The 15,200-nt window shown below is 66.3% G+C and carries 12 protein-coding genes and 2 pseudogenes; 9 read left to right on the top strand and 5 right to left on the bottom strand.

Annotation, left to right across the window (positions count from 1 at the left end):
* Positions 1–111 precede the first annotated feature (111 nt).
* The gene (locus tag AC1RNC_RS09285; RefSeq protein WP_492885612.1) at positions 112–2,961 is read right to left on the bottom strand and encodes a TonB-dependent receptor; all 2,850 of its coding nucleotides are present in this window, start codon (positions 2,959–2,961) and stop codon (positions 112–114) included.
* 406 nt (positions 2,962–3,367) lie between these two features.
* Here AC1RNC_RS09285 and AC1RNC_RS09280 point away from each other — a divergent pair, with 406 nt between their 5' ends.
* From AC1RNC_RS09280 to AC1RNC_RS09265, 4 genes are all read left to right on the top strand, one after another.
* Positions 3,368–4,660 (top strand): Xaa-Pro dipeptidase, encoded by a 1,293-nt coding sequence (locus tag AC1RNC_RS09280; RefSeq protein ID WP_492885610.1) that lies wholly within the window; start codon positions 3,368–3,370, stop codon positions 4,658–4,660.
* A 70-nt stretch (positions 4,661–4,730) separates the two neighbouring features.
* On the top strand, positions 4,731–5,744 hold the full coding sequence (locus AC1RNC_RS09275; RefSeq protein ID WP_492885608.1) for a methionine ABC transporter ATP-binding protein: 1,014 nt from the start codon (positions 4,731–4,733) through the stop codon (positions 5,742–5,744).
* Entirely contained in the window at positions 5,741–6,400 is a 660-nt protein-coding gene (locus AC1RNC_RS09270) for a methionine ABC transporter permease (RefSeq protein WP_125155762.1), read from the top strand. Before AC1RNC_RS09275 ends, AC1RNC_RS09270 begins: the two co-directional genes overlap by 4 nt.
* Positions 6,401–6,408: 8 nt before the next feature.
* On the top strand, positions 6,409–6,771 hold the full coding sequence (locus AC1RNC_RS09265) for a hypothetical protein (protein WP_492885606.1): 363 nt from the start codon (positions 6,409–6,411) through the stop codon (positions 6,769–6,771).
* 11 nt (positions 6,772–6,782) lie between these two features.
* Here the strand turns inward: AC1RNC_RS09265 and AC1RNC_RS09260 are convergent.
* Positions 6,783–6,868: pseudogene (locus AC1RNC_RS09260) on the bottom strand (hypothetical protein); the annotation flags it as partial.
* 10 nt (positions 6,869–6,878) lie between these two features.
* Positions 6,879–7,127, bottom strand: a complete 249-nt coding sequence (locus AC1RNC_RS09255) for a hypothetical protein (RefSeq protein ID WP_082009197.1) — start codon at positions 7,125–7,127, stop codon at positions 6,879–6,881.
* A gap of 117 nt (positions 7,128–7,244) precedes the next feature.
* Between AC1RNC_RS09255 and AC1RNC_RS09250 the strand changes: the two genes are divergently transcribed.
* The 4 genes from AC1RNC_RS09250 (at position 7,245) to AC1RNC_RS09235 (ending at position 12,717) form a co-directional block, all read left to right on the top strand.
* Entirely contained in the window at positions 7,245–8,063 is an 819-nt protein-coding gene (locus AC1RNC_RS09250) for a MetQ/NlpA family ABC transporter substrate-binding protein (protein ID WP_492885604.1), read from the top strand.
* Between the two features lie 62 nt (positions 8,064–8,125).
* Complete coding sequence (locus tag AC1RNC_RS09245; protein WP_492840237.1) at positions 8,126–8,851, top strand: GntR family transcriptional regulator; 726 nt, start codon at positions 8,126–8,128, stop codon at positions 8,849–8,851.
* Between the two features lie 186 nt (positions 8,852–9,037).
* Positions 9,038–11,437, top strand: coding sequence for a TonB-dependent siderophore receptor (locus AC1RNC_RS09240; protein ID WP_492885602.1), 2,400 nt, complete (start codon positions 9,038–9,040; stop codon positions 11,435–11,437).
* A gap of 2 nt (positions 11,438–11,439) precedes the next feature.
* Complete coding sequence (locus AC1RNC_RS09235) at positions 11,440–12,717, top strand: MFS transporter (protein WP_492885600.1); 1,278 nt, start codon at positions 11,440–11,442, stop codon at positions 12,715–12,717.
* Positions 12,718–12,787: 70 nt separating this feature from the next.
* Here the strand turns inward: AC1RNC_RS09235 and AC1RNC_RS09230 are convergent, their stop codons facing one another.
* Together AC1RNC_RS09230 and AC1RNC_RS09225 are read right to left on the bottom strand one after the other, a co-directional pair.
* Positions 12,788–13,480: a TorF family putative porin gene (locus AC1RNC_RS09230; RefSeq protein ID WP_492885599.1), complete on the bottom strand. Its 693-nt coding sequence runs from the start codon at positions 13,478–13,480 to the stop codon at positions 12,788–12,790.
* 247 nt (positions 13,481–13,727) lie between these two features.
* Positions 13,728–14,545 (bottom strand): annotated as a pseudogene (locus AC1RNC_RS09225) (SDR family NAD(P)-dependent oxidoreductase).
* A 68-nt stretch (positions 14,546–14,613) separates the two neighbouring features.
* Here AC1RNC_RS09225 and queF point away from each other — a divergent pair.
* A complete protein-coding gene (queF, locus tag AC1RNC_RS09220; protein WP_125155770.1) occupies positions 14,614–15,069 on the top strand; it encodes a preQ(1) synthase in 456 nt (151 codons plus the stop codon).
* Positions 15,070–15,200: the final 131 nt, after the last annotated feature.

Below are 15,200 nucleotides of genomic sequence, written 5' to 3'. Positions count from 1 at the left end.
CGGGACCGGAAACTCAAACAGACCTTGGCTCGGGGGCAGTCACTCGCCTGGAGGCCAAAGAAAAGCCCTTCCGGCGCGAGCCGGAAGGGCAAGGAAAAAGATCAAATCTGATCAGTAGGAATAGGCGACGCGCAGGATAAAGTTCCGGCCCGGCTCCATGTAGTCCTTTTGATAGGTCGGGTTCTTACCCTTGGTCGTATAGTAACGGTGACCATCCAGGATATTCTGAACGTCGAAGTCGACCGTCAGACCCTGGCGAATGGTGTAGCGGGTATGCAGGTCGAGCGACTTGTTCGGCTGCACCCACTTGTCGACCGCGTTGTCGCGCGTGTCTTCGATGTAAGCGCCTTGATACTGATAGCTGAGTTTGGCCTCGATACCGTACTTCTGATAGGTCAGAGAGGTGTTGTAGATCAGGTCCGGCGCCTGCAGGAACGTGATCGGATGGCCGCGACGATAGTCCAGGCCCGTTTCGGCCTCGGACGTCTGCGAGGTGACGTTGGCCTCGACGCCGAAGCCGTCGAACGGCGCCGAAAGACCTTCGAACGACTTGATCAGGTTCAGTTCCACGCCGGTCAGGGTCGCGTCCTCGCCGTTCTGCGGCTGAGTGATGGTGATCGTGCCTTCCTTGGTCGGCGCGTTGACCGAGCGGCCGTTGGTGAAGATGAAGTTCTTGATCTTCTTGTGGAAGACGCCGACGGACACCACGCTGGAGCGATCCGGATACCATTCGGCCGACAGGTCGAAATTGACCGACTCACCGGGCTTCAGGTCCGGATTGCCGCGGCTGATGGCGATGATTTCCTTGGTCGCGGGATCGCGGGTCACGCTTTCGCCGCGCGAGATGTTCGAATATTCCGGACGCGAGAAGCTGGTCCAGATCGCGCCGCGATAGACCAGGGTCTCGCCCTGACGGTAGACAGCGGTGATGCTGGGCAGGAAGTTGGTGTAGTCGCGGTTGGTCTTGCCGAACCCCGACGTCGTGGCGTCGGTGATCCACGCGGTGGTTTCCACCTTGGTGTGTTCGACGCGGGCGCCGCCGACGACTTCGAGATTGCCCGACCTGACATGGGCCAGCGCATAGCCGGCATAGATGGTTTCCGAGCCCTTCTTGTCGTCCTTGCTGAGGTCCGCGGTCGAATAGGACACCGGATTGGCGGCGCGCGCCGCGTTCACCGCGGTGATGACCCGTTCGCGGCTCAGGATGGAGCCATAGTAGTAGCGGTTCTTGAAGAAGCCATCGACCTGACGCTCGACCAGGCCGGACGCCGCCAGCGACTTGCCGTTCAGCGGCGTGCCGGACAAGTCCCCTTCCCAGATCGGGGTGGAGTCATATTCGCGCTCTGACTTGAGATACTTGAAGCCGCCCTTCACATAGTCGATCAGGCCGTCCATCTCATAACGAGCATCGAACTTCAGCGCGGTGCGGGCGTCGGACTGCTTGTCCTTGTTCATCGACGCGCCGTCGAACGGCAGCAGATCGTCGCGGTGATCGACATTGGCCGCATAGGCCGGAAGCTGCGCCAGCGGGAAGCGCGGGTCGGCCGACGACCACAGGATGCCGGTCGAGTTGAACATAGGATCGGTCGAGCACTTATCGCAGTTGTAGCCGATGCCGTAGTACAGCGGCGTGCCCTTCTCGCCGTAGGAGTAGCTGAGGTCGTAGTCGAGCGTCAGACGCTCGAAGCGGCTCTGGCCCCCGGCGTTGATCGTGTAGAGCGAGGACTCCTGGTCCTGGGACTCATGGGTGCGGGCGAACTGGAACGCCTTGGGGTTCCACACGCCCGAACGGCCAAACAGCGACCAGTACGAGTTGCCCGACTTGCGGTCGGCGTCGGTGATCAGGCCGTCCTTGTCCGTGTCGACGATCTGGCCGACGGTGTAGCCGTAGATGTTGCCCTTCACCGCATCGCGGCCGGTGATCATCTGTTCCGGCTGCAGAAGGGTCGTGTCTTCCAGGTTGACCTGCGTCAGGCGCTTGGTGGGACGGCTGCGGAAGTCCGTGTAGTCATTGGTGCCCGTGCGGTTCAGCTTGGCGTACTGGCCGCGGACATAGAAGTTGTGCTGGTCGATCTGATAGTCGGCCGAGAAGTTGCCGCCAAAGCGCTCCTGTTCACCGCGACGGAAGTCCAGGTCGATGCCCGGCAGATACATCGAGCGGCTGTCGATCGGTTCGATCGAGTCCTTGCGCCAGCGGTAAGGCTCCCACTCGCCGTCGTTCTCGGACTCTTCATTGGTGTAGTGGCTCTTGCCGTAATAGACCGATCCGAACAAACCAAAGCGGCCATCGCCGAACTTGCGCGCGCCGTCGATCTGGATCTGGCCGCTGCCGGCTGGCTCGTCCCGCTTCTGGGCGCGGTCATTGAGGCCGTAGGAGGCGAAGACGCGCAGGGTGGGCTTGCGGAAGTCGAAGGCGGTCGGGGTGACGAAGTTGACCGAACCGCCGATGGCGTCACCGTCCAGATCGGGCGTCAGCGTCTTGTTGACCGAGATCGCCTTCAGGCCGTTGGGCGGCAGGACCGTCATCGACATCTTGCGCGAGCTGGCGTCCGTCAGCGCCACGCGCACGCCGTTGATCGAATAGGCGTTGTAGGTGCTGGCCAGGCCGCGGATGGAGACGTATTCGCCTTCGCCGGTCTCCTGATTGACGACGACATTGACGCCGGGGATGCGGGCCAGGGCGTCGGCCACGTTCGCGTCAGGCAGCTTGCCCAGATCGTCGGCGGAAATGACATTGACGACGCCGGTGGCCTTTTTCTGATCCTGGATCGAGTTGGCGGTCGACAGGCGCTGACCGGTGATGACCACCTCGCTGACGGCGTCGTCGGCGGAGGGTTTGGCCTTGGCTTTCGGGGCCTGTGTATTGGCCGTCTGGGCGTGGACGGCCGGAGCGAAGGCGAGCGCGAAGACGCTGACGCCGGTCAGGGCCGCGAGCTTGAGACGCGATGGCGGGTCGAACATGGATAACTCCGTTGATTGTGTCCCGACGCCCGCTCAAGGCGCGCGCCGTCCCCCTCCCGTCGGCGATCACCGACGGGTTAACGCCCTGAAAAGCCCGGCAAGGAGGCGGTTCAGGGAAGAGCTGTGCGAGGCTGGATCCCGTTTGCGATGCGACGTTCGTGAAGCCCCCTTGACGAACGAAGATATAAAAAATGCAAATGAGACGCGTGCATCTATACGATTAAAGTATGACGGCTTGTTGACGCCGAGACGTGCCGACGCTGGCTTTCATCTTGGCTGGATAGGCGTCCGCGAAGGCCAGATGCGGCTGGTGTCGCCGAAGGTTCCCGGGCTCGGTCAGATCCGGCGAGCGGGGTGGAGGCTCGACGGCGCGCGCGGGCGTGCTAGCGTCCTCCGCTCAAGTTGGATGGGGACGGATCGAATGCGTGAGGGGATCAAGGCCGCGGTGCTGGCGGCGGGCGTACTGGCGGCGGGCGCGGCGAACGCGGCGCAGGTCGAGGCGGTCAGCGCCGCGCGGCTGCTGGACGTGGCGAGCGGCAAGTATGTCGACAACCCGTTGGTGATCGTCACCGACGGTCGCATCACCAGCATCGGCAAGAAGGGCGATGCGGTTCCCGCCGGGGCCAAGGTCGTCGACCTGCCAGGCGCGACCCTGCTGCCGGGCCTGATCGACATGCACACCCATATCGACGGCCTGGCCGAGATCGGCGGCTATAACAGCCTGGAATACAGCGATCGCTTCTGGAGCGTGGTGCAGGTCGCCAACGCGAAGAAGACGCTGGAGGCGGGTTTCACCACCATCCGCAATGTCGGCTCGGCCGACTTCGACGACGTCGGCCTGCGCGAGGCGATCGACGGCGGCTATGTAATCGGTCCGCGCATCGTCACGGCGACCTGGGCGATCGGCGCGACCGGCGGCCACTGCGATTCGACCTTCTTCCCGCCGTCGATGGACGAGAAGGGGCCCTACAACATCGACAGTCCGGACGAAGCGCGCAAGGCGGTCCGGACGCTGAAGAAATACGGCGCGCAGGTGATCAAGATCTGCGCCACGGGCGGGGTGTTCTCGCGCGGCGACGAGCCGGGCCAGCAGCAGCTGACCTATGACGAGATGCACGCCGTGGCCGACGAGGCCCACATGGCCGGCATCAAGGTTGCCGCCCACGCCCACGGCGCGGCGGGCATCCGCGAGGCGATCAAGGCCGGCATCGACACCATCGAGCACGCCAGCCTGGTCGACGACGAGGGGATCAAGCTGGCGGTCCAGCACGGAACCTACTTCTCGATGGACATCTACAACACCGACTACACCCAGGCCGAGGGTAAGAAGAACGGCGTCCTGGAGGATAACCTGCGCAAGGACCGCGACATCGGCGAGATCCAGCGCCAGAACTTCAAGAAGGCGCTGAAGGCCGGGGTGAAGATGATCTACGGCACCGACGCTGGGGTCTATCCGCACGGCGACAACGCCAAGCAGTTCGCGGTCATGGTCCGCTACGGCGCCACGCCGCTGCAGGCGATCCAGTCCGCGACCCTGACCGCCGCCGAGGCCCTGGGCCAGACCAAGGACGTCGGCCAGGTCGCCGTCGGCCGCTGGGGCGACATCATCGCGGTGGCGGGTGATCCGCTGGCCGACGTGACGGTGCTGGAAAAGCCGGTGTTCGTGATGAAGGGCGGGGCGGTGGTGAAGCAGCCGTAACCCGGAGCCTCGACTATCGGAGCGCGAGCGCCTAAGTGCAGCGCTCCGAAAATCACAGGATCTTCTCGACGTGATCGCCTTCGAGGCTGTTTCCAAGACCTATGCGGCCTCAAGCAAGGAAGGGGGCGCTCACGCGGCCCTTCGCGAGGTCTCGCTATCGGTGAAGGCCGGCGAGGTGTTCGGCGTGATCGGCGCCTCGGGCGCGGGCAAGTCGACGCTGATCCGGCTGATCAACGGGCTGGAGACGCCGACCGGCGGCAAGGTGATCGTCGACGGCGACGACGTCGCGGCCCTGGGCGTCGAGGGCCTGCGCGCCCTGCGTCGCCGGGTCGGGATGATCTTCCAGCACTTCAACCTGCTGTCGGGCAAGACGGTGGCCCAGAACGTCGCCTTCCCGCTGAAGCTGGCCGGGCGTCCGGCCGCCGAGGTCAAGGCGCGCACGGCCGAGCTGCTGGAGCGGGTGAGCCTCACCACCCACGCCGACAAGTATCCGGCCCAGCTGTCGGGCGGCCAGAAGCAACGGGTCGGCATCGCCCGGGCGCTGGCGACCAATCCCAAGGTGCTGCTGTGCGACGAGGCCACCAGCGCCCTCGACCCGGAGACCACCGAACAGATTCTGGACCTGATCTCGGGCCTGAACCGCGAGCTGGGCCTGACCATCGTGCTGATCACCCACGAGATGGACGTGGTCCGCCGCGTCTGCGACCGCGTCGCCGTGCTGGACGCGGGGCGCTTGGTGGAGGAGGGGCCCGTCGAGGACGTCTTCCTGCATCCCAAGAGCGCCACCGCCCGCCGCTTCGTGCGCGAGGCCGATGGCGAACCCGCCGCCGACGCCGCCCTGTCGGGCCGCGTGGTGCGCCTGACCTTCCGGGGCGAGGCGACCTACAAGCCGGTGCTGGGCGAGGTGGCCCGGACCACCGGCGTCGACTATTCGATCCTGGGCGGGCGCATCCACCGTCTGCGCGAGACGCCTTACGGCCAGTTGACCCTGGCCATGACCGGTGGCGACGTCGCCGCGGCCATCGCTCAGTTCCAGGCCTCCGGCGTGCGTGTCGACGAGCTGTCCGGGGAGACCGCCCGATGAGCGTCTCGAATATCGACTGGAGCGAGATCGGCCAGGCGACCATCGATACACTGTCCATGCTGGGCGGTTCGCTGGTGCTGACCATCGCCCTGGGCCTGCCGCTGGGCGTCATCCTGTTCCTGACCGGCAAGGGCCAGATGCTGGAGAACAAGGTCGCCAACGGCCTGCTGTCGCTGCTGGTCAATGTGCTGCGCTCGGTGCCGTTCGTGATCCTGCTGATCGTGATGATCCCGCTGACCGTGGCGCTGGTGGGCACCTCGCTGGGCGTGGCCGGCGCCATCCCGCCGCTGGTGGTGGGCGCGGCGCCGTTCTTCGCGCGCCTGGTGGAGACCGCCTTGCGCGAGGTCGACAAAGGGGTGATCGAGGCCAGCTTCGCCATGGGCGCCAAGCGGCGTCAGGTGGTGCTGGGCGCGTTGTTGCCCGAGGCGCTGCCGGGCCTGGTGGCCGCCGCGACCGTCACCGCCGTGGCCCTGGTCTCCTACACCGCCATGGCTGGCGTGGTCGGGGCGGGCGGCCTGGGGGACCTGGCGATCCGCTTCGGCTATCAGCGCTTCCAGACCGACGTGATGATCGTCACCGTCGTGCTGATGCTGGTGCTGGTCCAGGTGCTGCAGATGATCGGCGATGCGGTGGTGCGTCGCGTTTCGCACAAATAGAGCTGACGATGACCGACGATATCGACCAAGGCGACCAACCCCTCGACGCTCATTGGGACGCCGCCTTCGCCAAGAGTATGCTGGGCAAGACCCTGCTGATGAACCTGACCTTCCTCGACGAGGACGGCGAGGTGGCCGAGCGCCAGCAGTTCTTCGGCGTGGTGATCGACGCCACCGAGGACGAAGGCATCGTGCTGGACCTGCTGGGCGAGCACGATGGCGACACCTACACCCTGCCGCCCCAGACCTCGGCCATCCACATCGCCGAGGCGGGCGTCACCACCCTGGCCGGCGAGACGCCCGACTTCATCGCCAACTGGGTCATCCACGGTGAGCCGGACGTACCCGAGCCGGCGAACGACGAGGACTAGAGGCCTCGGGGGCGTCCTCGCCCTTCGACAAGCTCTGGGTGAGGACGAATGCTGACGTTCGAGTAGAAACCTCATCCTGAGCTTGTCGAAGGACGAGGTTTCGGCCCCTAGGCCTGGTCGAACGGGTGCGGCAGGCGGCCGGCCTTGAACAGGATGTCGGGGTTCTCGTCGTAGTCGCCCAGTTCGACGTCGGCGCTGGCCGAAAAGGCGACGACGCCTTCGCGCAGCGGCGCCAGCCGCTCGGCCTTGCGGCGCGCCTCTTCCGCCGTCTTGCAGCCGATCTGCTGTTCGGCCTTCAGGCCCTTGCCGCGTCCCGCGACATAGGCTTGCACGATGTGGACGGTTTCCTTGGCCATCCCCCTCCAAGCCGCCTGTTCGGAGGCCGGGTCAAGCGATCGCTCGACAGGCCCTCAGGAAATCTGATTTCCTCAAGAGGCGCTGACGAGGCAAAAGCCTACCCGTCAGATCGCCTTATGGAGCCGTTCATGGTCGCCCGCCGCGCTATTCTCATTCTCGGCCTCGCCGTCATGACGCTCGCTGCGTGCGGCCAGAAGGAACCCAAGGCCAGCGCGCCCGACACCCTGACCGTGGCCGCCACCGCCGTGCCGCACGCCGAGGTGCTGGCGTTCATCAAGCCGAAGCTGGCCGCCGAGGGGCTGAACATCGAGATCAAGGTGTTCAACGACTACGTCCAGCCCAACACCCAGGTGGCCGAGAAGCGCATCGACGTCAGCTATTTCGAGACGTTGCCGTATCTGGAGAGCTTCAACCACGACAAGGGCACGAACCTGATCCCGATCCAGGGCGTCCACGTCGAGCCGATCGGCGCCTATTCGTCGAAGTGGAAGTCGATCGCCGCCTTGCCGGACGGCGCCACGGTGGCCATTCCCAACGACGGCAGCACCGAGGGGCGGTCGCTGATCCTGCTGGCCAAGAACGGCGTTATCACCCTGAAGGACCCCACGAACGCCCTGGCCACGCTCCGCGACATCACCGGCAATCCGAAGAACCTGAAGTTCAAGGAGCTGGAAGCGCCGGCCCTGCCGCGCGTGCTGAACCAGGTCGATCTGGCGGTGATCAACACCAACTACGCGCTGGACGCCAAGCTGAACCCGTCCAAGGACGCTCTGATCATCGAGGACAAGACCAGTCCCTACGTGAACTACCTGGTCGGGCGTCCGGACAACAAGGACGACCCGCGCGTCAAGAAGCTGGCCGCGGCCCTGACGACGCTGGAGGTCAAGGCGTTCATGGAGCAGAAGTACGCAGGGGCGGTGATCCCGGCGTTCTAGTCGCCCTAGCCACCCCTGAAATTTCACATTACCTATCAGCGACCGCCGCTCACGGATCGCCCATGGCCTCGCCCTCACTCAACGCCGCTCGCACCCTGGTGCTGGACGTCGCCAACTCCTCGGGGCTCGAGGACTGGTCGCCGGACCTGCAGAAGACCAAGGTCTATGAGCGGATCCTGCTGGACCTGATCCTGGGCGAGCTGCCGGCCGGCGCGCGTCTGGACGAGCAGTCGCTGGCCGCCCACTACGACACCGGCCTGGCCGGGGTGCGTGACGCGCTGGGCCGCCTGGCGCTGGAGGGTCTGGTGATCCGCCGGGCCCGCTCGGGCACCACGGTCGCGCCGCTGGATCTGGTCGAGCTGCGCCAGGGTTACGACGCCCGGGTGCTGATCGAGCCGCACTGCGCCAGCCTGGCGGCCAAGCACGCCTCCAAGGGCGAGGCCCAGACGATGTACGACGTCTTCGCCGAGGGCGAGGCGGCCGCCAAGATCTGCGACCTGCCGGCCCTGGTGGCCATGGACCTGCGCTTCCACGCCCTGGTCGCCCGCGCCTCCGGCAACCTGGCCCTGGCCCGGATCCTGATCCCGCTGCAGCACAAGGCCGCCCGCTTCTGGGTGTTTTCGTTCAACGGCGCCACGGAGCAGGAACTGCTGGACGAGATCGAGGAGCACCGCCAGGTCGCCCGCGTCATCGCCGGCGGCGACGCCGAGGCCTCGCGCAACGCCATGCTACGGATCCTGAACGTCCAGCCGGAGGCCCAGACCCGGCCGCACGTCGGCGCGGCCTAAACGCCTGGATCCTCCCCCCGCGATGCGGGCGAGCAGCTTCATAAGACCTGCGTCTTTCCGGTCACAGCGTCATCGCAATCTCTTCTGAAATGTCAGAAGGCATTTTGACGAAGATCAAGACATACCCAGATATCGGAGCGTGACCGCCAGGCCTTCCCGCCCGTCGGCGTGAAGGCCTGAACTCCGATGCCGTCCAGAAGCGTTCTCCTGTCCGCCAGCATCCTGGCTCTTTCGAGCGCGACCGCGTTCGCGGCGCATGCGGAAGACCAGGTGGCCGATCAGGTCGATGCGGTGATCATCGTGGCGCGCGACAAGGCGGGCCTGCTGGAGAAGCAGCCGAGCACGAGCGTCTTCGGCCTCGCCAAGCCGCTGGTCGAAACGCCGCGTTCGGCCAGCCTGGTCAGCGACGTGACGCTGGAGCGCTACGGGGTGCTGACCCTGGACGGCGTCACCAAGGTCTCGCCCGGGACCCACACCGCCAGCTTCTACGGCGTGCCCGGGGCGCTCAACATCCGCGGCACCCTGGCCGAGAACTACTTCAGGGGCTTCAAGCGCGTGGAGAACCGCGGGACCTATTCGACTCCGATCGGCGGGGCCTCGCGCATCGAGATCCTGCGCGGCCCTCCGACCCCGGTCTATGGCGCCGGCAAGGTCGGCGGCCTGGTCAATTTCATCCCCAAGTCAGCCCGCGACGAGGGCCGCTTCCTGGCCAAGCCGGAGGGTGAGCTCACCGCCACGGTCGGCGGCTACAACAAGAAGCTGGTCACCGGCCAGTTCGGCGCGCCCGTGAACCTCGGCGGGGCCGAGGGCGGCGTCTATGTCTATGGCGAGGCCGAGGACAGCCACAGCTACTACAAGGGTGTCTATCCGCGTCACCAGACGCTGGAGGTCTCGTCTGACTTCGACCTTGGGAACGGCTGGAGCACGGCTTTCGGCGGCATGGCGTTCCACTCGGACGGCGACGTGCAGACGCCGGGCTGGAACCGCCTGACCCAGGACCTGATCGACAACCGGACCTACATCACCGGCCGCGACACGTCGCTGGTCGACGCCGACCACAACGGCAAGCTGACGCCCAATGAAGTGGGGTTCTACCCCTACGCCAGCGTCCTCTACATCGCGTACTACGGCTTCCCGAGCACCGACGCGGCCCACACCTTGGACACCGGCGTCGGCACGACGAAGCTGGACAGGCGCACGGTCTATATCAGTCCCGCCGACTTCTCGAAGACCAACACCCAGACGCTCTATTTCGACCTCGCCAAGGACCTGGGCGGCGACCGCGCGATCAAGCTGCAGCTGTTCCACGACCGGCTGGAGAACCGCCGCTTCGTCTCCTATGGCTATCCGGCCACGACCGACGCCAAAGTCAGCGAGATCCGCCTGACCTACGCCTTCCCGACCGATGTCGGCGCCGTTCACGCCCGCACCCTGGTCGGCGGCGCGCATCGCTGGTTCGAGGGCCGCCGGCGCGAGAGCTTCAACAGCGGCCTGATCGCGCTCGATCGCCGTGACATCAGCTTCGGCCCCACGCCGACCGACACCATCGACAGCCCGTTCGACACGGAAGCCGGCGACATCGGCCTGCAGTGGGAGAACGACAACCGCTCGACCTGGAAGCAGACCGGCGTCTTCATCACCTCCGACATCGAGGCCGGGCGCTTCAACCTGGTGCTGGGCGGCCGCTGGGACCACTACGACGTCGAGAGCGAAGACACCGGCGTCCTCAGCTACGTCATCGCCGGCAAGCAGGCGGACGATCGGAACAAGGCCACCTACGGCGCCAGCCTGACCTACAAGCTGCCGATCGGCCTGATGCCCTATGTCAGCTACGCCAAGGCCGCCGCGCTGGAGATGAGCCAGGCCGGCGACGTCGCGCCAAACCTGGTGGCCGACGGCTCGTGGCTGTCGAGCTCGGACCTGACCGAGGCGGGCGTGAAGTTCCAGCTGCTGCGCGGGACGCTGATCGGCTCGCTGGCGGCCTATCGCCAGAACCGCACTCAGATCGCCGGCGCCATCGCCCCGCCGGTCGTGCAGGGCACGCGCGCCAAGGGCGTCGAGGTCGAGGTCCGCTGGCTGGCGTCGGAGCGCCTGTCGTTCACCTTCGCCGGCAACAGCCAGCGCACGACGATCAAGGGCCCGGACGCCTCGTTCCAGTACATCCCGGCCTATACGGCGGGCGTCCCTGGGGCCCAGGGCTATGGCGGTTCGTACGTGGTGTGGAGCTTCGCCAGCCTGCCGGGACGGAGTGGCGACTACGCCTACACCCTGATCCCGAAGTCGGTGGTCAGCCTGTACGGGACCTACACCAGCAAGGGCTACGACTGGGGCCAGGCCGGCGCGACGGTCGGCGTCAGCCATGTCAGCCGCACGGCGGGTACGGTGCAGAACGCCGTGCGCTATCCGTCCTATTCCTTGGTCAACGCTTCAGCTTTCGTGAACCACGGGCCGTACACCCTGTCGGTCAATATCGATAACCTGTTCAACAAGTTCTATTTCACCCCCGACGCCGACACCTACGCCAACCTCGGCGCCTTGCCGGGCAAGGGGAGGGAGTGGCGGGCCACCCTGAAGCGGACGTTCTGATCGTGACCAAGCCTGACGACCGCTTCCGCCCGTGGCTGCTGCTGGCGGCGTTCAGCCTGCTGCTGTTCCTGATCACCGCCTCGACCTACGGCTCGCTGGGCGTCGTCCTGCCGGCGATGATCGGCGAGCTGAAGTGGAGCTTCGAGAAGGCGTTCCTGGGCTTTTCGGTGCTGGGAGTCTTTACGGGCGCCTCGTCGTGGCTGCCGGCCATCCTGATCCGCCGGATCGGCGTGCGCGGCACGCTGCTGCTGGGCGCGGCGGTGCTGGCGGCCGGGTTCCTGGGGCTGGCTAATTCCGAGAGCCTGCTCAGCTACTATGTCGGGGCGGCGGCCTGTGGCGTCGGCTTCCAGATGGCGGCCCTGATCCCGGGCACCCACGTCCTGTCGTCGCTGTTCCGTAAGCGCGCCCTGCCGTTCGGCGTCTACTTCACCTTCGGCTCGCTGGGCGGCGCGGCGGGACCCTGGATGACGCTGACCCTGATGGGCATGAGCGGCAACGACTGGCGAGCCTACTGGATCGTCCAGGCCGGGCTGGCCGCCGTCGTCGGCCTGGTCTGCGCCCTGATGGTCGGCGGCTCCAAGTGGCTGAACCAGGCCGCCCATGCGGTCGACCTGGAAGTCGAGCAGGAGGCCCGTCAGGCGCCGGCCAACGCCCGCGTCTACCGCACGGCCTACGAATGGACCGTGCCTCAGGCGCTGCGGACACCGCAGTTCTACATCCTGGTCGCCGCCTATTTCAGCCACCTGCTGGTCGGCGTGACCGTGGCCAGCGTCTCGGTGACTCACCTGACGGAGCTGGGAGTCGCCGCGGGCGTCGCCTCGGTCGCGGCCGCGGCGCTCGCGGCCAAGATGCTGAGCCTGGAATCGCTGATGCAGACCCTGGCCCGACTGGCCGGCGGAGCGCTGGGCGACCGGGTCGATCCGCGCTGGCTGCTGATCTTCGCGCAAGGGATGCTGGTCGTCGGCCTGCTGGCCCTGGCCAGGGCCGCGAGCCCGGCCCTGATGCTGCTCTACGCCATCGGCACGGGTGTGGGCTTTGGCCTGACCGTGCTGGCCGTGACCGTGCTGCTGCTGAACTATTATGGCCGCCAGTCGAATCTGGAGCTGTTCTCCCTGACCTGCCTGGTCGGCGCGGTCTCGGCGGCGGGGCCGTTCATTGCCGGAGCGATGCGCGACCGGCTGGGGAGCTTCTCGCCGACCTTCGAACTGTTCGCGGCGGTGACGGCGGTGGTGTTCGTCGCCGTCCTGGCCATGCGGCCGCCTAAAGCGCCCGCAACCTAGGCCGACAAAGAAAAAGCCGCCCCGGCGAACCGGGGCGGCTTCGTCTTTTGGTCTCTAAACTCAAGTGAGCTTAGAACGCGGCCTTCAGGCTGACGGCCACGCGGCTGTCGTAGATCTTGCCGAGGCTGTGCTCGTCGGTGTCGTGATAGCGAACGTCGACGGTCAGGTTTTCACCGACCAGATAGCCGACGCCGACATTCCAGGTGTTGTAGCTGGTGTAGTTCTCGATTTCCTGGTGACCGACGGCGCCCGAGACGGTGAAGCGCTTGGTCAGCGGCAGGGCGGCGTTACCTTCGACGTAGGTCGCGTCGCCACCCTTGCCCGGCCATTCCGGCGAGTAGTAGACGGCGGCGCCCAGGGTCGCCGGACCGAAGGTGCGCGACACCGCAGCCTTCAATTCGGTGTAGCTGTTGGCGCCCGGCGCGCCGTTCTTGTCCTTGCGGTAGCCGTAGTACAGCACGCCGAAGTCGAACGAGGTGTCGCCCACGGTCGGCTTCACGCCGGCATAGACGTCGACTTCCAGGTCCGGATCCTTGACGCCGAAGTCGACGTTCGAGCCCCACACGCCGGCGTAGAACTTGCCGTAGGTCAGATCCAGGCCGCCTTGGATGGCCGGATCTTCCTGGGTTTGGCTGATGCCGCGGAAGACATAATCACTGGTGAAGGCGATGTTCGGAGCGAGCTTCAATTCTTGGGCCATCGCGGCGCCCGACAGCGCAACGGTGGCGACGGCCGAGGCCAGCGCGATCTTCATGGCTTTCATAGTTCTATCCCCTTTTCTGTGTCGTTCTCCGGGCTGTGGACCCGGAACCCCGACGCGCGCCTGCAAGCGCTTGCGTCCCCCAAGGATTAGTTGAGGGCGTATGCTTTGTTGCAACCGAGGGACTCGAAGCGCCAGCAAGATCGGCGCCCAAAGCTCAAAGTTTGAGCGCAGTGTGACGCTTTTGCTTCAGAATGGACGCAGACAAGTCACAGGTGCTTAAAAAGACGATAGCGCTTGGCCTGTGGCTTTACCGCATTGAAAGACTTGCTCCGCCCAGGTGCAGACCCGCATCGACCAGAAGCGTTTCGCCCGTTACGTGGCGCGATGCTGGTGACGCCAGGAACACTGCGGCTCCCGCGATGTCCTCGGCCGTCGAGGCGACTTTCAGCGGCGTCGCCGCCGCGGCGCCCGCCCGCAGGCGTTCCATCGAGTCGTCGGGCACGTCCTTGAACCATGGCGTGTCGATGAAGCCGGGGCAGACCGCGTTGACGCGGATGCGCGGGCCGAGCGACCGGGCCAGCGACAGGGTCATGGTGGTCATGGCGCCCTTGGAGGCGGCATAGGGCACCGACGAGCCGATCCCCTGGGCCGCCGCGATGGAGCTGGTGTTGACCACGGCGCTCGGCGACGGCGCGGCCTCCAGCAGCGCGCGGGCGGCGCGGACCATCTGGAAGGCGCCGACGACATTGACCGCATAGAGCTTCAGGAAGTCCTCGGCGTTCACCGCGTCGAGGTCGGCGTGGTTGGGCGCGAACTTGGTCACGCCGGCGTTGTTGAACAGGGCGTCGATGCGGCCGGTCGGCGCGGCCGCCGCGACGATCTTCTTGCAGTCCTCGTCATTGGCGACGTCGCCCTGAACCAGGACGGCTTTCGAACCCTCGGCCTCGACCAGGCGCGCGGTTTCCGCGGCCGCGTCGGCGCTGCTGGCGTAGTTGACGACCACCAGCCCCGCGCCGCGCCGGGCGACCTCCACCGCGATCGCGCGGCCCAGGCCCGTGGAGGCCCCCGTGATCACCACCGTGAAGCCGTCGAAGTCCCGTCCCGACATGGTTCTCTCCCAAACAAGTGTTTGCGACGTTGTAGCGGCAGGCGCATGGCTTGTCTCGCGGGGCGCGGGAGCCTAAATCGCGCCGATGACCGATCTCAACGTCACCCAGCTGGGCCGCGTCGTCGACGCGCCCGAGAGCCCCGAAGCCGCCACCCTGGAGCGCGTGCCCAATCCGCAGCACGACGTGTTGTACCTGGCCCGCTTCGTCGCGCCGGAGTTCACCTCGCTGTGTCCCGTCACCGGCCAGCCCGACTTCGCCCACCTGGTGATCGACTATGCGCCGGGCGACTGGCTGATCGAGAGCAAGTCGCTGAAGCTCTATCTGACCAGCTTCCGCAACCACGGCTCGTTTCACGAGGACTGCACCGTCAAGGTCGCCCGCAAGATCGTCGAGGTCGCCCAGCCGCGCTGGCTGCGCATCGGCGGTTACTGGTATCCGCGCGGCGGCATCCCGATCGACGTCTTCTGGCAGACCGGCCCAGCGCCGGAAGGCCTGTGGGTCCCCGACCAGGGCGTTGCCCCGTATCGCGGCCGAGGCTGAAAAGGCGTCGCCGCACCTTTGAGGCGCGGCGACAGGGGGGGGGGGGAGCAACCGCCCCGGACGGGGTTCACCTGTCTGAGGGATTTGGCCAGGGGGCGCCTGGCCGAGGCGGTCGCGCCTTCATCGCCCAG

It is taken from the genome of Caulobacter sp. GW822-FHT01G02, assembly GCF_058802865.1.
Note: the sequence above shows the minus strand (reverse complement) of the source record. Positions and strands in the feature narration are given on the sequence as shown.